The sequence below is a fragment of the Flavonifractor sp. An92 genome (assembly GCF_002159175.1).
Classification (GTDB): Bacteria; Bacillota; Clostridia; order Oscillospirales; family Oscillospiraceae; genus Pseudoflavonifractor_A.
In genome coordinates, this window is the sequence record NZ_NFGZ01000008.1 from 20754 (window position 1) to 39111 (window position 18358).

At 64.5% G+C, this 18358-nt stretch carries 21 protein-coding genes; 13 read left to right on the top strand and 8 right to left on the bottom strand.

From position 1 onward, the window contains the following. The first annotated feature begins 1 nt into the window (after nucleotide 1). From thiM to B5G43_RS07350, 7 genes are read left to right on the top strand one after another with little or no spacing between them, the layout of a single operon-like run. Complete coding sequence (gene thiM, locus B5G43_RS07320; protein ID WP_087259820.1) at nucleotides 2–838, top strand: hydroxyethylthiazole kinase; 837 nt, start codon at nucleotides 2–4, stop codon at nucleotides 836–838. Then, the gene (gene thiE / locus B5G43_RS07325) at nucleotides 819–1478 is read left to right on the top strand and encodes a thiamine phosphate synthase (RefSeq protein ID WP_087259821.1); all 660 of its coding nucleotides are present in this window, start codon (nucleotides 819–821) and stop codon (nucleotides 1476–1478) included. The genes thiM and thiE overlap by 20 nt, the downstream gene beginning before the upstream one ends. Continuing rightward, nucleotides 1471–2109, top strand: coding sequence for an HAD family phosphatase (locus B5G43_RS07330; protein WP_087259822.1), 639 nt, complete (start codon nucleotides 1471–1473; stop codon nucleotides 2107–2109). The genes thiE and B5G43_RS07330 overlap by 8 nt, the downstream gene beginning before the upstream one ends. After that, on the top strand, nucleotides 2106–2765 hold the full coding sequence (gene tenA, locus B5G43_RS07335; protein WP_087259823.1) for a thiaminase II: 660 nt from the start codon (nucleotides 2106–2108) through the stop codon (nucleotides 2763–2765). The genes B5G43_RS07330 and tenA overlap by 4 nt, the downstream gene beginning before the upstream one ends. Next, nucleotides 2747–3523 (top strand): ABC transporter ATP-binding protein, encoded by a 777-nt coding sequence (locus B5G43_RS07340; protein WP_087259824.1) that lies wholly within the window; start codon nucleotides 2747–2749, stop codon nucleotides 3521–3523. The genes tenA and B5G43_RS07340 overlap by 19 nt, the downstream gene beginning before the upstream one ends. Further along, nucleotides 3520–4275, top strand: coding sequence for an ABC transporter permease (locus B5G43_RS07345; RefSeq protein ID WP_087259825.1), 756 nt, complete (start codon nucleotides 3520–3522; stop codon nucleotides 4273–4275). Before B5G43_RS07340 ends, B5G43_RS07345 begins: the two co-directional genes overlap by 4 nt. Nucleotides 4276–4297: 22 nt before the next feature. Further along, on the top strand, nucleotides 4298–5317 hold the full coding sequence (locus B5G43_RS07350) for an ABC transporter substrate-binding protein (RefSeq protein ID WP_087259826.1): 1020 nt from the start codon (nucleotides 4298–4300) through the stop codon (nucleotides 5315–5317). A 463-nt stretch (nucleotides 5318–5780) separates the two neighbouring features. On the opposite strand, the gene B5G43_RS07355 is transcribed toward B5G43_RS07350, so the two are convergent. From B5G43_RS07355 to mutY, 4 genes are all read right to left on the bottom strand, one after another. Then, complete coding sequence (locus tag B5G43_RS07355; RefSeq protein WP_087259827.1) at nucleotides 5781–6656, bottom strand: 4Fe-4S cluster-binding domain-containing protein; 876 nt, start codon at nucleotides 6654–6656, stop codon at nucleotides 5781–5783. A gap of 93 nt (nucleotides 6657–6749) precedes the next feature. Beyond that, nucleotides 6750–7319 carry a thymidine kinase gene (locus B5G43_RS07360; RefSeq protein WP_087259828.1) on the bottom strand — a complete coding sequence of 190 codons (570 nt, stop codon included), beginning with the start codon at nucleotides 7317–7319 and terminating at the stop codon, nucleotides 6750–6752. Nucleotides 7320–7338: 19 nt separating this feature from the next. Next, nucleotides 7339–8703 (bottom strand): aldehyde dehydrogenase, encoded by a 1365-nt coding sequence (locus B5G43_RS07365; RefSeq protein WP_087259829.1) that lies wholly within the window; start codon nucleotides 8701–8703, stop codon nucleotides 7339–7341. Next, complete coding sequence (mutY, locus tag B5G43_RS07370) at nucleotides 8694–9755, bottom strand: A/G-specific adenine glycosylase (RefSeq protein WP_087259830.1); 1062 nt, start codon at nucleotides 9753–9755, stop codon at nucleotides 8694–8696. The genes B5G43_RS07365 and mutY overlap by 10 nt, the downstream gene beginning before the upstream one ends. 130 nt (nucleotides 9756–9885) lie before the next feature. On the opposite strand from mutY, the gene B5G43_RS07375 reads away from it, so the two are divergent. The 3 genes from B5G43_RS07375 to B5G43_RS07385 all read left to right on the top strand — a co-directional run bounded on the left by B5G43_RS07375 (nucleotide 9886) and on the right by B5G43_RS07385 (nucleotide 13200). Next, nucleotides 9886–10356, top strand: a complete 471-nt coding sequence (locus tag B5G43_RS07375) for a sigma-70 family RNA polymerase sigma factor (protein WP_087259831.1) — start codon at nucleotides 9886–9888, stop codon at nucleotides 10354–10356. Between the two features lie 2 nt (nucleotides 10357–10358). Then, nucleotides 10359–11711, top strand: coding sequence for a DUF4179 domain-containing protein (locus B5G43_RS07380; RefSeq protein WP_087259832.1), 1353 nt, complete (start codon nucleotides 10359–10361; stop codon nucleotides 11709–11711). 229 nt (nucleotides 11712–11940) lie between these two features. Further along, nucleotides 11941–13200 carry a hemolysin family protein gene (locus tag B5G43_RS07385; RefSeq protein WP_087259834.1) on the top strand — a complete coding sequence of 420 codons (1260 nt, stop codon included), beginning with the start codon at nucleotides 11941–11943 and terminating at the stop codon, nucleotides 13198–13200. A gap of 46 nt (nucleotides 13201–13246) precedes the next feature. Here B5G43_RS07385 and B5G43_RS07390 read toward each other — a convergent pair whose 3' ends face one another. Beyond that, on the bottom strand, nucleotides 13247–13750 hold the full coding sequence (locus tag B5G43_RS07390) for a GreA/GreB family elongation factor (RefSeq protein ID WP_087259836.1): 504 nt from the start codon (nucleotides 13748–13750) through the stop codon (nucleotides 13247–13249). 67 nt (nucleotides 13751–13817) lie between these two features. Beyond that, nucleotides 13818–14003, bottom strand: coding sequence for a hypothetical protein (locus B5G43_RS07395; RefSeq protein ID WP_087259838.1), 186 nt, complete (start codon nucleotides 14001–14003; stop codon nucleotides 13818–13820). 187 nt (nucleotides 14004–14190) lie between these two features. On the opposite strand from B5G43_RS07395, the gene B5G43_RS07400 reads away from it, so the two are divergent. The 3 genes from B5G43_RS07400 (at nucleotide 14191) to B5G43_RS07410 (ending at nucleotide 16856) form a co-directional block, all read left to right on the top strand. Continuing rightward, nucleotides 14191–14541: an Asp23/Gls24 family envelope stress response protein gene (locus B5G43_RS07400; protein WP_087259840.1), complete on the top strand. Its 351-nt coding sequence runs from the start codon at nucleotides 14191–14193 to the stop codon at nucleotides 14539–14541. 30 nt (nucleotides 14542–14571) lie between these two features. Continuing rightward, nucleotides 14572–16248 (top strand): DAK2 domain-containing protein, encoded by a 1677-nt coding sequence (locus B5G43_RS07405; protein WP_087259842.1) that lies wholly within the window; start codon nucleotides 14572–14574, stop codon nucleotides 16246–16248. A 71-nt stretch (nucleotides 16249–16319) separates the two neighbouring features. Beyond that, nucleotides 16320–16856 carry an RNA 2'-phosphotransferase gene (locus B5G43_RS07410; RefSeq protein WP_087259843.1) on the top strand — a complete coding sequence of 179 codons (537 nt, stop codon included), beginning with the start codon at nucleotides 16320–16322 and terminating at the stop codon, nucleotides 16854–16856. Between the two features lie 43 nt (nucleotides 16857–16899). On the opposite strand, the gene B5G43_RS07415 is transcribed toward B5G43_RS07410, so the two are convergent. Continuing rightward, nucleotides 16900–17622: an amino acid ABC transporter ATP-binding protein gene (locus B5G43_RS07415; protein WP_087259845.1), complete on the bottom strand. Its 723-nt coding sequence runs from the start codon at nucleotides 17620–17622 to the stop codon at nucleotides 16900–16902. Next, on the bottom strand, nucleotides 17609–18325 hold the full coding sequence (locus B5G43_RS07420; RefSeq protein WP_343214407.1) for an amino acid ABC transporter permease: 717 nt from the start codon (nucleotides 18323–18325) through the stop codon (nucleotides 17609–17611). The genes B5G43_RS07415 and B5G43_RS07420 overlap by 14 nt, the downstream gene beginning before the upstream one ends. Nucleotides 18326–18358: the final 33 nt, after the last annotated feature.

An 18358-nucleotide genomic window follows, 5' to 3' on the forward strand; every position in this document is an offset into this window, starting at 1 on the left:
CATGGAACGAGCTGATTTCGCCTCCTGCCTCCGCGCCGTGCGGGAGGGGCCCCCGCTGGTGCAGTGCATCACCAATTTCGTCACCGTCAACGACTGCGCCAACATCCTCCTGGCCGTGGGCGGCTCCCCCACCATGGCCCACGACCTCCGGGAGGTGGAGGAGACGGTGGCCGGGGTGCGCGCCCTGGTGTGCAACCTGGGCGCCATCGGCGATGTGGAGGCCATGCTCCTGTCCGGGAAGAAGGCCAACGAGCTGGGTATCCCGGTCATTCTGGACCCGGTGGCCGCCGGGGTCACCACCCTGCGGCGGGAGGCCTGCGCCTCCCTCTTGAAGGAGGTCCGCTTCACCGTCATCCGGGGCAACGCCTCGGAGATCCGCGCCCTGGCCCTCCATGAGGCCGGGGGCAGCGGCGTGGACGTGGCCGCCGGGGACGCCGTCACCGAGGACACCCTCCCCGCCGCGGTGGAACTCTGCCGCACGCTGGCAAACAAAACCGGCGCGGTGGTGGCCCTCTCCGGCGCGGTGGACATCCTCACCGACGGAACGGAAACCGTCCTCCTGCGCAACGGCTGCGCCACCATGAGCCGCATCACCGGCAGCGGCTGTATGCTCACCGCTCTGCTCGGTGCCTTCTGCGGGGCCAATCCGGAGCGCCCCCTCCCCGCCGCCGCGGCCGCCGTGGCCGCCATGGACCTGGCCGGGGAACGTGCGGAGGCCCTCCGCCTTCAGAAGGGCACCGGCAACGCCACCTTCCGCACCGACCTCATCGACGCCATGTTCAACCTCACCGAAGAAGAATTGTCACAAGGAGTACACTATGAAATTTACCAGGGATGAGATCCGCAGCGCCATGCTGCTCTACGCCGTCACCGACCGCGCCTGGCTGGGCGGCCGCACCCTCCCCGAAGTCACCGAGGAAGTCCTGAAAAACGGGGCCACCTTCCTCCAGGTCCGGGAGAAGGGCATGGACCACGACGCCTTTCTGGCCGAGGCCGAAGTGCTGAAGGAGCAGGCCGCCCGTTACCACGTCCCCTTCGTGGTCAACGACTCCATCGAGGTGGCGCTGGAGTGCGACGCCGACGGCGTCCATGTGGGCCAGAGCGACATCGTGGGGAAGGACGTCCGCGCTCTCATCGGCCCGGACAAGATCCTGGGCATCTCGGCCAACACGGTGGAGACCGCCGTGGCCGCCGAGAAAGCCGGGGCCGACTACATCGGCGTGGGCGCCGTGTTCGGCACCACCACCAAGAAGGACGCCAAGAGCCTCACCGTGGAGGCCCTGCGGGCCATCTGCGAGGCGGTGACCATCCCGGTGGTGGCCATCGGCGGCATCAGCGCCGAAAATCTCCTCCAGCTCCAGGGCAGCGGCGTGGACGGCGTGGCGGTGGTGTCCGCCATCTTCGCCCAGAAAGACCCCGGCGCGGCCACCGCCCACCTGCGTGGCCTGGCGGAGGAACTGGTGGCCTCCCATGGATAAGCGCTTCTGTATTTTCGACATGGACGGCACCCTGGTGGACTCCATGCCCTTTTGGAGCGCCTTGGGCAAGGATTACCTGAACGCTCTGGGCATCACCCCCACGGCGGAACAGCTGGCTCCCATCGGCCCCATGACCATGCTGGAGGCCGCCGCCTACTTCATGGACCTCTTCCACATCCCCGGCCCGCCGGAGCGCATTGTGGCCGAGATGGAGGCCGTCATGGAGGACCACTACCGCTCGGACGTGCCGCTGAAGCCAGGTATGAAGGAGTATCTGGAAGCCTTAAAGGCCCGGGGCGTCCGGCTTTGCATCGCCACCGCCACTGCCGAGCCCCTGTCCCACACCTGTCTCACCCGGCTGGGGGTGGATGACCTCTTCGAGTTCCTCCTGAGCTGTGAGACCATCGGGGTGGGCAAGACCAGCCCCGACATCTACCTGGAGGCGGCCCGCCGCCTGGGGGCTCAGCCGGCGGAGATCGCCGTCTTTGAGGACGCCCCCTACGCCGCCCGCACCGCCAAAGCAGCCGGCTTCTATACCGTGGCGGTGGCCGAGCCCACCTACGCCGCCGGCTGGCCGGAGCTGGCCGCTCTGGCCGACGAGACCATCACCGATTGGAGGAACGCCCTATGACGGTCACTCAGCGCCTCTATGAGGCCGCCCGCCCCGTGTGGCAGCAGTGCCACGAGCACCCCTTTGTGAGGGGCATCGGGGACGGCACTCTGGACAAAGAAAAATTCCAGTGGTTCCTGCTCCAGGACTATCTCTATCTCTTCGACTACGCCCGGGTGTTCGCCTGGGGCGTCATCAAGGCCCGGGACGCCGGGCTCATGCGCACCTTCTCCGCCAATGTGGACGCCATTCTGGGGGGCGAGATGAAGATCCACCGCTCCTACATGGCCCGGCTGGGCATCACCGAGGAGCAGGTGCTCCAGGTGAAGCCCGCCCTCTCCAACACCTCCTACACCCACTACATGCTGGCGGTGGCCGCCGCCGGGGGCCCGGCGGAGATCATCGCCGCCATCCTGGCCTGCTCCTGGAGCTATGCCGAGATCGGCGGGTCGCTGGCCAAGGTGCCCGGCGCGCTGGACCACCCCTTCTACGGCGAGTGGGTCCAGGGCTACGCCGGCGAGGAGTACCACAAGACCAACGACGCCCTGGTGGCTCTGATGGACGAGCTGGCGGCGGGCTGCACCGAGGAGCAGTACGCCCGCCTGGAGGAAATTTTCGTGAATTGCAGCCGCTACGAACTGGGCTTTTGGGAGATGGCATGGACACTGGAACGGTAAGCGCGCTGGAATTTGAGGGGGTGTCCTACCAGTACCCGGTGGAGGACTTCGACATCGTGGACGACCTCTCCTTCCGGGTGGCCCCTGGCTCTTTCCACTGCATCGTGGGGGTGAGCGGCTGCGGCAAGAGCACCATCTTCCGCATGACCAACGGCCTCTTGAAGCCCAAGCGAGGGATCATCCAGGTGGGCGGCCAGCCGGTGGAGGGCCGGAAGGGCTACTGCGGCTACATGCCCCAGAAGGATCTGCTCTTCCCCTGGCGTCCCGTGTGGGAAAATGTGGCCCTCCCCCTGGAGGTGAAGGGCGGCCTCTCCAAGGCTCAGCGCCGGGAGGCGGCCCTGGCAGCCCTGGAAGACGTGGGCCTCGCGGGCTGCGGGGACAAGATGCCCCACGAGCTCTCCGGCGGCATGCGGCAGCGGGCGGCCTTTGCCCGCACCATGCTCACCGGCAGCGACCTGCTGCTGCTGGACGAGCCCTTCTCCGCCCTGGACTTCTTGACCCGCCTCTCCATGCAGGAGTGGCTCCTCGACCAATGGCAGAAGCACAAAAAGACCATCCTCTTTATTACCCACGATGTGGAGGAGGCCCTCTTCCTCTCCCAGAGCGTGCTGGTGGTGGAGTCCACCCCCATCCACGTTCTCTCCGACGTACCGGTGCCCGCACCGGTGCCCCGGGACCGGTCCTGCCTGAAGGACCCGGCCATGGTGGAGCTGAAAGAGCGGCTCATCACCCTCCTGAGAAAGCAGGTGGAGGCATGAAACAAGCCTGCAAGGCCAATCTCCCCGCTCTGGTGTTCCTCTTCGCCCTGCTCATCCTGTGGCAGGCGGGAGCCAACGGCATGGACGCGGCCTACATTCTCCCCTCTCCCACGCAAATTCTGCAAAAACTCTGGGAGCTGCGGGGGCCCCTCTTCACGGTGCACCTCCCCGCTACCATGACAGTCACCGCCATCGGCCTGGTGATCTCTCTGGTGCTGGGGCTGGGGCTGGCGGTAGCCATGGACCTGAGCGACCTGGTCCGCCGGATGCTCTATCCCCTGGTGGTGGTCTCCCAGACCATCCCCACCACCGCCATCGCCCCCCTCTTCGTGCTGTGGTTCGGCTACGGCATCTGGAGCAAGGTGCTGGTGACGGTGCTCATCACCTTTTTCCCCATCACCATCACGGTGTACGACGGCCTGCGCTCGGCCAAGACCGAGATGGTGGAACTGCTGACCACCTACGGGGCCACCCGGCGGGCTATTTTCCTCAAAATCAAAGTCCCCTGCGCCCTGCCCTACTTCTTCTCCGCCCTGAAAATGGCTATCCCCATGAGCGTCATCGGCGCGGCCATCGGTGAGTGGCTGGGGGCCCAGAGCGGTCTGGGCTACTTCTCCCGCCGCATGATGACCCAGCTGGACGGCGCGGGGGTATTCGCCCCCATCGTGCTGCTCTCGGTTGTGGCTATGGCCGCCGTGGGCGTGGTGGCCCTGCTGGAGCGGCGCTTTGTCCGCTGGCGGGGTGAATCCTGATCTGAGAAAGGAATTTTACGCTATGAAACGAATCGCGGCTCTCGCCCTCACCGGGGCGCTGCTCCTCTCCGGCTGCTCCGGCAGCACGTCCAATCCCTCCGCCTCCCCCGCCGCCGGGGACGGCGAAAATTTGCGGGAGATCAGCGTGGTGCTGGACTGGTACCCCAACGCCCTCCACGCCTTCCTGTACGACGCCATCGAGAAGGGCTATTTTGAGGAGGAGGGCCTGAAGGTCAACATCCAGTTCCCCTCTAACGCCAACGACGCCATGTCCCTGGTGGCCGCCGGAAAGGCGGAGATCGGCCTCTATTACCAGCAGGACGTGATCATCGCCCGGGCCAATCAGGACGTGCCCATCAAGTCCATCGGCGCGGTGGTCCAGGGCCCGCTGAACATCATCCTCTCCCTGAAGGAGAAGAACATCACCTCCCCCAGCGACCTGGTGGGCAAGACGGTGGGCTACGCGGGCACCGAGCTGTCGGAAGCCCTGGTCCACTCCATCATGGCCAACGTGGGGGCGGACAGCTCCGACGTCACCCTCATCGATGTGGGCTTTGACCTGATGAGCTCCATGACCACGGGCAATGTGGACGCCACCATTGGCTGTCTCGTCAACCACGAGGTCCCCCAGATGGAGGAGGAGGGTTTTGAGGTCAACTACTTCGACCTGGACGACTACGGCGTGCCCACTTACTACGAGGGCGTGTTCCTGGCCAGCGATGAGATGATCGCCAATGAGCCGGAGGTGCTGGAAGGCTTCCTGCGGGCCTGCGCCAAGGGCTTTGACGACATGCAGGCCGACCCGGACGGGGTGCTCCAGATCCTGCTGGACAACCAGAACGAGGAGAACTTCCCCCTCTCCCAGACCGTGGAGCAGAAGAGCATGGAAACCCTCCTGCCCATGATGGAGACGGAGGACGCCTATTTCCTCTCCCAGAGTGAGGCATGCTGGCAGGAGAATGTAGACTGGCTCCTCAGCGAGGGACTCATTCAGGAGGCCCCGGCGCTGGAGGATCTGTACGTCACCCTGTACGAGGAATAAACTTTTTAATCTCCGGGAAGTCCGGAGGGGATGCGCTCGCCGCGCGGGCGTCCTGCCCGGACAGGGCACCGCTTTCTTTGCAAAGAAAGCGGTGGGAAAGAAAGCCCAGAGGGGGGATACCCCCCTCTGGACTCCCCCAAAACGCATCCCGGCTTTCATTCTGCTGCGGCAGTATTTCCAAAGTGCGGCGTGGCCAATTCCGGACTTTCTGCCTATCCGGAAAGCGTTGTACCCTGCCAATATGGGGCGGCCCCCAAAAAGGCCGCCCTTTTGGAGGGGAGTGGAGAGGGGAACGAGAAGTTCCCCTCTCCTTCTTTTCTTTCCCCGGTTTCTTTTCGAGAAAAGAAACCGGGCGCTGTCCGCGCAGGACGCCCGTCCGGCGAGGACACACCTCCCGGCCCCGGGAACAACAAGAACCGTTGCAGAAGACTTTCTTCCGCAACGGCTCTTATTTTTTCGAATATTAAACTCCGGTGAGATCAAAGGCCGGGATAAACCCGCTCCCCACCGACTCACTGTCCTGGGCAAACCCGTCCAGCTCCAGCGCGGCCATGTACGCCTGGGCGTTCCGCCGCTCGGAGGCGCGGAGGGTGCGGTTGATCTCGGAAAACTCCCCCGCCCGGCCCCAGGGGGTATACTGGCTCATGAGGGAAAACAGCACCGCCCCCTTGGGGAAGGTCTCCGCCACCCAGTCCATGACCTCCTTGGCCTCGCTGAGCCGCCCGGGCAAAATCAGGTGCCGGATGATGACCCCTTTCTTCAAAAGGCCTTCCTCATCGTATACGCAGGGCCCAGTCTGGCGGAACATCTCCAAAATGGCGGCTTTGGCCACCTCCGGATAGTCGGGGGCGTCGGAGTACCGCGCCGCCGTCTCGCTGCGGGTGTACTTCAAATCGGGCAGGTAGATGTCCACCTTCCCCTCCATGGCCAGGAGGGTCTCCACACGGTCGTACCCGCCGGAGTTCCACACCACCGGTACGGGGAGGGGCTCGGCCAGCGCCGCACGCACCACATGGGCGAAGTGGGTGGGGTTCACTAGGTCGATGTTGTGGGCACCCTGACCGATGAGCTCATGAAAAATTTCCCGCAGGCGCTCCACGGTGATGGGCCTGCCGAAATTCTCGTGGCTGATGGACTCATTCTGGCAAAAAACACAGCCCAGGGAACAGCCCGAGAAGAACACCGTGCCCGCTCCCCGGGTACCGGAGAGGGGTGGCTCCTCCCACATGTGGAGGGCGGCCCGGGCCACCACCGGTGTCTCGGGCATCTGGCAGCGGCCCTCCCCCCGCTGGGGGGTGCGCAGAGCGTGGCACCGGCGGGGACACAGATCACAAATCATGTTTTTCTTCCTTCCAAATCTTCCGGCGTGATGCGGACCGATACCGCCTCCTTGACGCACCCGTTCCGGTGTGTCAAAATCACCCTTGGGGAGTTACTTCGGCCCCAAATTGCCCTCTTTCCAGTGCTTGCGGCACAGGCCGATGTACCGGTCATTGGCCCCCAGCACCACCTGCTCTCCCTCCTTGAGGACCTTCCCGTTCTCGTCGAAGCGGGCGTTGCAGGTGGCCTTCTTGCCGCACCAGCAGATGGTCTTGACCTCCTCGATGATGTCGGCGCAGGAGAGCAGCTCCTGGGAGCCGGGGAACAAATCCCCCTTGAAGTCGGTGCGCAGGCCGTAGCAGATGACGGGGATGTTCCACTCGTCCACCAGGTCGGTGAGGTAGCGCACCTCCTCCCGGGTGAGGAACTGAGCCTCGTCCACAATGATGCAGGCGTAGGTGGACAGCTCCTCCCGGCTCATGGCCATCAAGTCGGTGAAGTAGATGCACGGGTGGCTCAGCCCCGCCCGGGAGGCCACGAACCGGGCCCCGTCCCGCTGGTCCAGCTCAGGCTTCACCAATAAGGCCTCCTGTCCCCGCTCCTCGTAGTTGTAACGCACCATCAGGGCGTTGGCCGTCTTGCTGGAGCCCATCACGCCATAGCGAAAATACAGCTTTGCCATCCCAAGGCCCTCTCTTTCTCTACATGAATTTTTTCAATGTTTCCATCGTTTTGCCCTTGTGGGGCGGATAGCGCAGGGACATTTCCAGGTTCCCCCGCCACAAAATACCCTTCTCGTGGGTAAAGGTCTCGAAGCCGTACTGCCCGTGGCAGCGGCCCATGCCGCTCTCCCCCACGCCGCCGAAGGGCAGGCCGGAGCAGGTCAGGTGGACCACCGCGTCGTTGACACACCCGCCGCCGAAGGGGAAGGCGGTGAGCACCCGCTGAGCCCGCTCGGAGCTGCGGGTAAAGACATACAGCGCCAGCGGGTGGGGTTTTTGTGCCAGATGGGCCAGCAGCTCGTCCAGATCGTCATAGGTGAGCACCGGCAGGATGGGCCCGAAGATCTCCTCCCCCATGACAGGGTCCTCCTCGGTCACGTCCACCAGCACGGTGGGGGCGATCTTGCGGGTTTCTTCCTCCCAGGTCCCGCCGCAGGCGGTGCGCCCGGAGGGCAGGAGCTTTAAGAGCCGCCGGAAATGCTTCTCGTTGATGATGCAGCCCAGATCCGGGCTGTGGAGGGGGTCCGGGCCGTACTGCCGGGCAATCTCTCCCCGCACCGCCTCCACGAAGGGGTCCCGCAGCTTGTTCGGCAACCACACATGGTCGGGGGCCACGCAGGTCTGCCCGGCATTGAGGAATTTTCCCCACACCAGGCGGCGGGCCGCCAGGGAGAGGTCCGCGTCCTCGGTGAGAATGACCGGGGACTTGCCCCCCAGCTCCAACGTGACCGGGGTCAGGTGCCTGGCTGCCGCGGCCATAACAGTGCGGCCCACGGCGGGGCTGCCGGTGAAGAAAATGCGGTCAAAGGGCTCCTCCAGCAGCGCGGTGTTCTCCGCCCGGCCGCCCTCCACCACCGCCACATACTCCGGCGGAAAGCAGTCGCCCAGCAGCTCGGCCAGAGCGTGGGACGTGGCGGGCGCGTAGGCCGAGGGCTTCACCACCGCGGTACACCCGGCAGCCAGCGCCGAGATGAGGGGCACCAGATTGAGCTGCACCGGGTAATTCCACGGCGCGATGATGAGGGCGGTGCCGTAGGGCTCCCGCAGAATCTCGCCCCGGGAGGGGAACTGGGTGATGGGGCCCCGCACCTTCCGGGGGCGGCTCCACTTGGCCACGTGCTTCAGGGCGTGGCGGATCTCCGCCCGGACCATGCCCACCTCGGTCATGTAGCCCTCGAAATGTCCCTTGCCCAGGTCGGCCTCCAGAGCGGCGAGCAGAGCGTTCTCGTGCCGCTCCAGCCCATCCAGCAGGGTGCGCAGGGCTCTCTTGCGATTGTCCACATTCCGGGTGGCTCCGGTGGAAAAATAGTGCTTCTGGTCCTGTACCAGCTTGGTCAAATCCATGGATACTCCTTCTGTCCCAGCCGCTCCGCCACCGTTCCGGCAAAAGCCTGGAAGGCGTTGGGCACGGCGTAGTCCTGTTCCAGCTCCTCGGCTCCGGCCCACACCCAGCCCTCGGGCAGGGTTTCCAAGGCCGTCTCCACGGTGAGGGCGGTCATGTGCCATTCGATGTGGCTGAAAATATGCTTGCCGGTGCCGCCGTGGCCGGTGGTCTCAGGCCGGATGCCCCAGCTCTCCAGAGTGGAGAGGTCCCCCTCCACCTCGTTGGGATACTCCCACAGCCCGGCCAGCAGCCCCCGCTTCCCCCGGCGGCGGAGGGCCACCTTTTCTCCCCGGAAAATGAGGAACACGGTGCGCTTTTCCACACGCCGCGGCTTTTTGGGGGCTTTCACTGGAATTTCCCCGGTTCGCCCCTCCTGATAGGCGATGCAGAAGGAGGCCGCCGGGCACTTCTCGCACAGGGGCGCGCCGTTGGGGAGGCACACCGTGGCCCCCAGTTCCATGAGGGCCTGGTTGAAATCGCCCGGGAAGTCCACCGGCATCACGTCCTGGAGAGCGGCGCGGATGCGCTCCTTGGTCTGGGGCTTCGTGATGTCCCCGGTGTCCCCGGTGATGCGGGTCACCACCCGCAGCACGTTCCCGTCCACCGCCGGCACCGGGATCTGGAAGGCGATGGAGGCCACCGCCCCGGCGGTGTAGTCTCCCACCCCGGCCAGGGAGCGGAGGGCGGTATAGTCGGCGGGGAATTCCCCCTGAAATTCGTCCATGATCTGCCGGGCGGCCTTTTGCAGGTTGCGGGCCCGGTTGTAGTAGCCCAGACCCTGCCAGAGCTTCATCAGCTTGTCCTCCTCCACGGCGGCCAGATCGGCCACGGTGGGGAGCTCGGCCAGGAAGCGGGTATAATAGTCCATCACCGCCGCCACCCGGGTCTGCTGGAGCATGATCTCCGACAGCCACACATGGTAGGGCGTGGGGTCGCTGCGCCAGGGCAGCACCCGGGCGTTGTCCCGGAACCACTCCAGCAGCGGGATGGGCAGTTGCGTCAATTCGTTCACGAGTACCTCCTGTTCTGGTTCGTCCTTGTATTCTACCACAGCGGGGCGCAGCTGAACATCTTTTTTTCTCTTCTGGAAATGAAAGGACCCGCCCCGTCCGTCTAATGGGTGAAAGGAGGGGAACGACACCATGACCGAATCCGACTTTGTGGCCCGCCTGGAGCCCTTGAAAGCCAGGCTCTACCGCACAGCGCTGCTCTACCTGGGCGGCGAGGCGGCGGCCCTGGACGCGGTGGACGAGGCCGTGTACCGGGGGCTCACCGGCTGTAAAAAGCTGCGGGAGCCGGACTTTTTCGACACCTGGATGACCCGCATCCTCATCAACGTCTGCAACGACGAGCTGCGCCGCCGCAAGAAGGAGCACCCCGTGGAGGTTTTACCGGAGACGGCCCAGGAGGCCTTCGACTCCCTTCCCCTGCGCTGCGCGGTGGAGGCCCTGCCGCCCCCGCTGCGCGCCGTGATCGTCCTGCGCTTTTTCGCCGGGTACACCCTGGCCGAGACCGCCCGGGCTCTGGACCTGCCCCCGGGCACCGTCTCCACCCGGCAGCGCAAGGCCCTTGCCCTGCTCCGTCTGGAGCTTTCCGACTCTGAGGAGGTGTGACCATGGACCGTATGCAGGAATATGAGGCTCTGCTCCACGAGCTGGAGCCCACCCCGGCCCGGCTGGAATACACCGTGCAGCGGGCCAAAGCCCGGCGCCGCCGCCGCACCCTGCGCCGGGTGCTGGGCATCCCGGCGGCAGGTTTCGTAGGGCTCTTCGCCGCCTTCGTGGTGCTGGTGAACTGCTCCATGTCCTTCGCCTCGGCCTGCTCCACGGTTCCCGCCCTGCGGGAGCTGATGCGGGCAGTGGCCCTGTCCGAGGGCCTGAAGGAAGCGGTAGAACATGACTACTTTCAGTATATTGGCGAGTCTCAAACACAGAGCGGCATCACAATCACCCTGGAATACCTGGTCCTGGACCAGGGTCAGCTCCACTTCCTGGTCCGCATGGAGGCGGAAAAAGAGGACATGGAGGACGAGCTCATCCACCTCCACCCCAACCTTCTGGATGAGAATGGTGAAAAGCTCCCCCTGGTGACCACCGGCCACGCGGCGAATCCCGACGGCAGTCTGGTGGACCTGGGCTCGGCGGTCACCCCCGACGGCACCCCCTTCCCCTACCCCGAGCGCATCACCCTGGAGCTGGAGCCCATGCCGGAAAACCCGGTGGACCTCCCGGACAGCTTCGTCTTTTCTATCCCGCTGAACACCGCCGCTCTCAACCAGCGCCGGGTGCTGGAGCTGGACCGCTGGGTGGAGGTAGACGGCCAGTCCCTCCACTTCGTCCGCCTGGAGTGCTACCCCAGCCACGCCCGGCTGGTGGTGGAGGAGAGCGAGGAGAACACGGCGTCCCTCTCCGACCTGAAATTCTGGCTGGAGGACCAGGACGGCCGCCGCTATGACCAGGCCCCCTCCGGCGGCCTCTCCGCCCTGGGCACCACCTACTGGTGCGAGACCCCCTTCTACCAGATGCCGGAGCACCTCACCCTCCACATCGCCCAAACCCAGTGGCTGGACCACGGCGGCGCGTGGGTCACCTTAGACCTCACCTCCGGCGAAGCGCTGGACCCCCTGCCCGAGGGCGTGAAGTGCTACCTCTTCCCCACCGGGGACCTGGTGGAGGTCTCCCTGGTGGCCCCTCTGCCGGAGCAGGAGGAATCCAATCACAAGGTCTACGCCCAGATCTCCTCCATGCAGTACCGCACCCCCGACGGGCAGGAGCACACCATCAACCGCCATGGCGTCCACACCGCCGGGCCGGTCCGGGACTGGAGCGGGAACTGGGTGGACCTCCCGGAGGACTCCTATGTGGAGACTTTCACCCTCGATCCGGCGGGCTGGGACACGGTGGAGCTGGGCCTTCACCACTCCCGGACCTTTGACCACGATCCCGCCCTGGCCCTTTCCTTAAACTGAGGCCCTTGCTTTTTGATAGGGAGTATGCTATACTTTTCCCCAGTATAGCCGGCGCGAAGCCGCAGCTTTGATCGGAAAGGACCTGGTGATCCCAAGTGGATGAACCGCCCTTGTGTCAAGTGAATCTTCCGTATTCAGTGGGCAGCCTTATCCCCCGGCGGGGTTAGGGCTGCCCTTTCGCGCCCAAATACCAAATGAAATTTGAAGAAAATGGAGTGATCCGACCCCTATGGGCAGTGACAGTATTGGAATGCTCGTGGCAATCATCATCCTGGTGGCCATGTCGGCCTACTTCTCCGCCACCGAGACCGCCTTTACATCCCTCAACCGCATCCGAATGAAGAGCCGCGCCGAGAGCGGCGACCGCCGGGCCGCCCGCACGCTGGAGCTGGCCGAGAGCTACGACAAGCTGCTCTCCACCATCCTCATCGGCAACAACATCGTGAACATCACCGCCACCACCGTGGCCACCCTGTTCTTCGTGGACCTGCTGGGCGCCGAGAAGGGCCCCGCCGTGTCCACCGTGGTGCTGACCATTGTGATCCTGGTCTTTGGCGAGATCTCCCCCAAGAGTCTGGCCAAGGAGTCTCCGGAGACCTTCGCCATGTTCTCCGCGCCCCTGCTGCGCTTTTTCATGGTGATCCTCACCCCGGCCAACTTCATCTTCTCGGTGTGGAAGAAGCTCCTGTCCAAGGTGTTCCACAGCGCCGACAGCGACGGCATCACCGAAGAAGAGCTGGTCACCATGGTGGACCAGGCCGAGACCGAGGGCGGCCTGGACCAGCACGAGAGCGAGCTGATCCGCTCGGCCATCGAGTTCAACGACCTGGAGGTGGATGAGATCCTCACCCCCCGGGTGGACATCGTGGCCGTGCCCGACACCGCCACCATGGAGGAGATCTCCAAGACCTTCGCCGAGAGCGGCTACTCCCGCCTGCCGGTGTACCACGGGGACATCGACGACGTGGTGGGCATCATCCACGAGAAGGACTTCCACGCCGCCCGCTACCACGGCCTGGACGACGTGTCCGCCATCACCGGCAGCGTCCTCTACACCACCGGCAACACCAAGATCTCCGACCTGCTGCGGGTGCTCCAGAAGGAGAAGGCCCACATGGTCATCGTGGTGGATGAGTACGGCGGCACCGAGGGTCTGGTGACCCTGGAGGACATCGTGGAGGAGCTGGTGGGCGAGATCTGGGATGAACACGACGAGGTCATCGAGGAGTTCCAGAAGCAGGAGGACGGCAGCTACCTCATCTCCTGCAACGCCGACCTCACCGACCTCTTCGACCTCTTCGCCATCAAGGGCGACTGCGACGCCAACACGGTGTCCGGCTGGGTCATGGAGCAGGTGGGCCGGGTCCCCGAGGAGGGGGATCACTTCCAGTCCGACGGGCTGGACGTCACCGTCACCAAGGTGGACCACCGCCGGGTCATGGAGATCCGGGTGGTGGTGCTCCCCGAGGAGGAGCCTTCCGAAAAATAACAGAAGCGGGCCGCCCCGAATGGGGCGGCCCGCTTTGTTTTGGTCCTCAAAAGGCGTTGAGGGGGATGGAGCCGTCGTCGGCGGCCTTCTCGATGGCGCGGATGACCACGTCATAGCCGTAGTCGTCGCTGACCTGGATGTGGACCTTCTCGCCCACCTTCTTCCCCAGCACGGCCCGGCCCACCGGGGACTCCTTGCTGATGAGGCCGTGGAGGGCGTCCTGCCGCATGGTGGTGACGATCTGGTAGGTCTCCTCCTCGTCGTCCTCCTCCACATAGACGGTCACCTTGTCGTAGAGGTTCACCGCGTCCGCCGCGCCCTGGTCCGAGATGACCACGGCGGTGCGGATCATATTCTCCAAAAAGCGGATGCGGCTCTCGTTGCGGTTCTTCTCCTGCTTGGCGGCCTTGTACTCAAAGTTCTCGCTCAGGTCGCCGAAGCCCCGGGCCTCCTTCACCGCATCCAGGAGCTTGGGCCGCAGCTGGGTGCGGCGGTAGTCCAGCTCCTCCCGCATCATCTGTATGTCCTTGCGCGTCAGCTCGTTGTGCATGGTATCTCCTCATTTCCGCAAAACGCAAAAACGCGCCGCCTGCCGGTCAGCAGGCGGCGGCGCGTCCTCAGTCATCCCAGTCGGCGTAGTCGTCGTACTCCGAGTGGCAGCAGCAGCCCCCACCGGGGAGCTTCTCCTTCGCGCAGTGGAAAAAGGCCGCGATCTTGTCCCAGTAAGCGATGATACAGCAGACGCCGGCGGCAACCGTCAGGGAAAGGGCCACGATTTTCAGCACGAAACGGGCGATTTTCATATCCCGTCGCCTCCTTACCAAAATGATACCTCTAGTTTACACGGTTTCCGTCCAAAATACAATCATTATCTGAAAGTTTTTCCCTTGTAGTTTACCCGCAAATAGAATATAATATTAAAATGAATATCAGTACGCGCATATGCGCCTGGAACACACAACTTTGAGGACAGAAAGGAAGGGTCCTTTTATGAAGCTGCAGACCGACAAGGGTGAGATCCGCATCAGCAGCGAGGTATTCACCTATATCACCGGCGCCGCGGCCACCAATTGTTACGGTGTCAAGGGCATGGCCATCCGGTCCAAGACCGACGGCCTGGTCCACCTGCTGCGCCGGGAATCCATGTCCAAGGGCGTCAAGGTCATCTACAACGACGATGACACCGTCTCCATCCAGCTCCACATCATCGTGGACAACGGGGTCAACCTCATGGCCGTCAGCCGCTCCATCATGAGCGAGGTGCGCTACATCGTCAGCCGCACCACCGGCGTGGAAGTCAAGAGCGTGGACGTCTGCATTGACTCCATGGTCATCGGCTAAGGCCCATCACCGACAGAAAGGAACAGGGACATGAGAGAACGCATCGACGGGGCGCTTTTTGCCAAGATGATCGTCCACGCCTCCGCTGCCATCAACAGCCAGAAGCAGCAGATCAATGAACTCAACGTATTCCCGGTGCCCGACGGCGATACCGGTACCAATATGGGCATGACCATTTCCACCGCAGCCACCGAGCTTCGCAAGAAGCCCAGCTCCTCCGTGGGCGAGGCGGCCAACACCAACGCCTCCGCCCTGCTGCGGGGGGCCCGGGGCAACTCCGGGGTCATCCTCTCCCTCCTCTTCCGCGGCTTTGCCAAGGCCGTGAAGGACAAGGACGAGATCGACGGCCGGGATCTGGCCATTGCCCTGGACTACGGCGTGGCCGCCGCCTACAAGGCGGTCATGAAGCCCGCCGAGGGCACCATCCTCACCGTCTCCCGCCTGGCCGCCGCCCAGGCCGCGGCCGCCGCCCGGGAGAATCCCGCCATTGAGGCCGTGCTGGAGGCCGCCATCCAGGAGGGCCATGTGGCCCTGGCCGACACCGTGAACCAGAACCCGGTCCTCAAGAAGGCCGGTGTGGTGGACGCCGGCGGCAAGGGCTTCCTGGTCATCCTCCAGGGGATGCTGGATGAGCTACGGGGCCTGCCCATGCCGGAGGACGGCGACGAGGGCGTGCAGGAGAAGGCCAACTTCGCCTCCCTCAGCGACGAGGAGATCACCTTCACCTTCGACACCGTGTTCATCGTGCGCAAGACGGTGAACCGCCCGCTGGAGGCCTTCCGCACCTACCTGAACAGCATCGGCGACAGCCTGGTCATCGGCGAGGACGACGAGGCCTTCAAGGTCCACGTCCATACCGACATCCCCGGCGCCGCCCTCACCGAGGCCCAGAAGTACGGCACCCTGGAGCTGGCCAAGATCGAGAACATGCGCACTCAGTATGAGGACATGGCCGCCGGCAAGAAGCCCCAGAGCACCGACGACCTGGACATGGAGGAGGCCGCCTGCGACAGCGCGCCCCAGCCCGCCGGTCCCGCCGCGCCGGAGAAGAAGTACGGCGTGGTGGCTGTCTGCGCCGGCGACGGTCTGGCCGATGTGTTCCGCGACCTGGGCGCCGACGGGATCATCTCCGGCGGCCAGACCATGAACCCCTCCACCGCCGACATCATGGCCGAGATCGACCGCACCCCCGCCGAGGTGGTGTTCGTCCTGCCCAACAACGGCAACATCATCATGGCCGCCCAGCAGTGCATCCCTCTGGCCGAGGGGAAAAAGGTGGTGGTCCTCCCCACCAAGACCGTGCCCCAGGGCATCTCCGCCCTGATGGTGCTGGATCTGGACGGCTCCGAGGAGGACAACGTGGCCGCCATGACCGAGGCCATCAGCCGCGTGGCCACCAGCGAGATCACCTACGCCGCCCGGGACTCTGACTTTGACGGCTTTGCCATCAAGCAGGGCGACTACCTGGCCCTGGCGGAGCACCAGCTCTTCGGCACCGATCAGGATCTGTCCGCCCTGCTGGACCGCCTGGCCCGGGCCGAGGCTCAGCAGAGCGCCGAATTCATCACCATCTTCTACGGAGAGGATGTGGACGAGGAGAGCGCCCAGACCGCACTGGGCATCTTCCAGGCCGCCTGCCCCAACGCCGAGATCACCCTGCTCTCCGGCGGACAGCCTGTGTACTATTATCTGATCTCCGCGGAGTAATCCTGTGTTGAAAAATGCCGCTCTGTAAATACAGAGCGGCATTTTTATACCATTTTCTGGAGGTGTTGACCATGCAGCCCAATCAGATGACCCGCCTGAGCCGGCGGCTCTCCTATCTCCTGCGCCACAGCACGCAGTACATCGACCACCACGGCTGGGCCAAGGTGGAGGACGTTCTGGCCGCCCTGGGGGAGCGCTGCCCCTCCTTCTCCCAGGAGGATCTGGAGGAGATCGTCCGCACCGATTCCAAGGGGCGCTACTCCTTTGACGCGGACCACCGCCGCATCCGGGCCAACCAGGGCCACTCGGTGCCGGTGGATGTGGAGCTGGAGGAGCTCACTCCCCCGGAGGTGCTCTATCACGGCACCGCCACCCGCTTCCTGGACCGCATCTTCCGGGAGGGGCTGCTGCCCATGACCCGGCTCTACTGCCACCTCTCCGCCGACTTTGACACCGCCCACGCGGTGGGCGCCCGCCGCGGAAAGCCGGTGGTACTTCGGGTGGACGCCGCCGCCATGGCCCGGGAGGGTTATGTCTTTTACCGCTCGGAAAACGGCGTGTGGCTCACCAAGACGGTCCCGCCCTGCTTCCTGACGCCCCTGGCCTGAAAAAACGGCCCGCATCCAAAAGGATGCGGGCCGTTTTGATCTCTTACAGCACCTTGGAGAGGAACTCGATGGTGCGGGGCTCCTTGGGGTTGGCGAAGAAGGCGTGGGGCTCGTTCTGCTCCAGGATGTGGCCGCCGTCCATGAAGAGGACCCGGCTGCCCACCTCCCGGGCAAAGCCCATCTCGTGGGTGACCACCACCATGGTCATGCCCTCGTCGGCCAGCTGCTTCATGACCTCCAGCACCTCGCCCACCATCTCAGGGTCCAGGGCGGACGTGGGCTCGTCGAAGAGCATCAGCTTGGGCTTCATGGCCAGGGCGCGGACGATGGCGATACGCTGCTTCTGGCCGCCGGAGAGCTGGGCGGGATAGGCGTCAGCCTTCTCCTCCAGGCCCACCCGCTTGAGGAGGGCGGTGGCGGTGTCGTCGGCCTCGGCCTGGCTCATCAGCTTGGTGCGCACAGGGGCCAGGGTGATGTTCTTCCGGATGGTCATGTTGGGGAAGAGGTTGAAGTGCTGGAACACCATGCCCATCTGCTGGCGGATCTTGTCGATGTTGGCCTTGGGGTCGGTGACCTCCTGGCCGTCAAAGGTGATGGTGCCCGCGGTGGGGGTCTCCAGCAGGTTGAGGCAGCGCAGGAAGGTGGACTTACCCGAGCCGGAGGGCCCGATCACGACGACCTTCTCGCCGGGATGGATGTGCTCGGAGATGTTATCCAGCACCAGATGGTCCCCGAAGGACTTGCTCAGGTTCTTAACGTCGATCACTTTGACGCAGCCTCCTTTCCAGCTTACCCTGGAGCCAGGTGAAGATCATGACCAGCACCAGATAGATGGCGGCCACGCCCAGATAGGGGAACATGACGCTGTAGGTCTTGGCGCCCACCGCCTGAGCGGCGTAGAGCAGCTCCTTGCCGCCGATGGTGGTGATGAGAGCGGTGTCCTTGAACAGGGTGATGAACTCGTTGCCCAGCGCGGGCAGGATGTTCTTAAAGGCCTGAGGGATGATGATGAAGCGCATGGTGTCCACATAGTTGAGGCCCAGGGAGCGGCCGGCCTCGTTCTGGCCGCCGTCCACACTCATCAGGCCGCCGCGGACGATCTCCGCCACGTAGGCGCCCGAGTTGATACCCAGGGCGATGGTGCCGATGACGGTGAAGTCACGGCTGCTGGCGAAGATGACGCTGCCCATAATGAGCATCTGCACGATCATGGGGGTGCCGCGGATGACAGTGGTGTAGACCTTACACACCGCATTCAGGATCCCCAGGACGAAATTGCGGCGGCCGGGGCGCTGCTGATCGTGGGCGGTGCGCACCACGGCCACCAGGACGCCCAGCACCACGCCCATCAGCAGGGCCAGCACCGTGACCTCCAGAGTGGTCAGCACGCCGGACAGGTAGAGCTTCCAACGGCCTCCGTCCACAAAGGCCTTGTAGACGCCGACAAACAGATCCTGCCACCAGGGCAGATCCACCCGGTCGGCCAGCTGCGCGCTCAGGTC

What these genes read in the sequence shown, in the direction of transcription:
- thiM (WP_087259820.1), top strand. Translation starts at nt 2, where the DNA reads ATGGAACGAGCTGATTTCGCCTCCTGCCTCCGCGCCGTGCGGGAGGGG.
- thiE (WP_087259821.1), top strand. Translation starts at nt 819, where the DNA reads ATGAAATTTACCAGGGATGAGATCCGCAGCGCCATGCTGCTCTACGCC.
- B5G43_RS07330 (WP_087259822.1), top strand. Translation starts at nt 1,471, where the DNA reads ATGGATAAGCGCTTCTGTATTTTCGACATGGACGGCACCCTGGTGGAC.
- tenA (WP_087259823.1), top strand. Translation starts at nt 2,106, where the DNA reads ATGACGGTCACTCAGCGCCTCTATGAGGCCGCCCGCCCCGTGTGGCAG.
- B5G43_RS07340 (WP_087259824.1), top strand. Translation starts at nt 2,747, where the DNA reads ATGGACACTGGAACGGTAAGCGCGCTGGAATTTGAGGGGGTGTCCTAC.
- B5G43_RS07345 (WP_087259825.1), top strand. Translation starts at nt 3,520, where the DNA reads ATGAAACAAGCCTGCAAGGCCAATCTCCCCGCTCTGGTGTTCCTCTTC.
- B5G43_RS07350 (WP_087259826.1), top strand. Translation starts at nt 4,298, where the DNA reads ATGAAACGAATCGCGGCTCTCGCCCTCACCGGGGCGCTGCTCCTCTCC.
- B5G43_RS07355 (WP_087259827.1), bottom strand. Translation starts at nt 6,656, where the DNA reads ATGATTTGTGATCTGTGTCCCCGCCGGTGCCACGCTCTGCGCACCCCC.
- B5G43_RS07360 (WP_087259828.1), bottom strand. Translation starts at nt 7,319, where the DNA reads ATGGCAAAGCTGTATTTTCGCTATGGCGTGATGGGCTCCAGCAAGACG.
- B5G43_RS07365 (WP_087259829.1), bottom strand. Translation starts at nt 8,703, where the DNA reads ATGGATTTGACCAAGCTGGTACAGGACCAGAAGCACTATTTTTCCACC.
- B5G43_RS07375 (WP_087259831.1), top strand. Translation starts at nt 9,886, where the DNA reads ATGACCGAATCCGACTTTGTGGCCCGCCTGGAGCCCTTGAAAGCCAGG.
- B5G43_RS07380 (WP_087259832.1), top strand. Translation starts at nt 10,359, where the DNA reads ATGGACCGTATGCAGGAATATGAGGCTCTGCTCCACGAGCTGGAGCCC.
- B5G43_RS07385 (WP_087259834.1), top strand. Translation starts at nt 11,941, where the DNA reads ATGGGCAGTGACAGTATTGGAATGCTCGTGGCAATCATCATCCTGGTG.
- B5G43_RS07390 (WP_087259836.1), bottom strand. Translation starts at nt 13,750, where the DNA reads ATGCACAACGAGCTGACGCGCAAGGACATACAGATGATGCGGGAGGAG.
- B5G43_RS07395 (WP_087259838.1), bottom strand. Translation starts at nt 14,003, where the DNA reads ATGAAAATCGCCCGTTTCGTGCTGAAAATCGTGGCCCTTTCCCTGACG.
- B5G43_RS07400 (WP_087259840.1), top strand. Translation starts at nt 14,191, where the DNA reads ATGAAGCTGCAGACCGACAAGGGTGAGATCCGCATCAGCAGCGAGGTA.
- B5G43_RS07405 (WP_087259842.1), top strand. Translation starts at nt 14,572, where the DNA reads ATGAGAGAACGCATCGACGGGGCGCTTTTTGCCAAGATGATCGTCCAC.
- B5G43_RS07410 (WP_087259843.1), top strand. Translation starts at nt 16,320, where the DNA reads ATGCAGCCCAATCAGATGACCCGCCTGAGCCGGCGGCTCTCCTATCTC.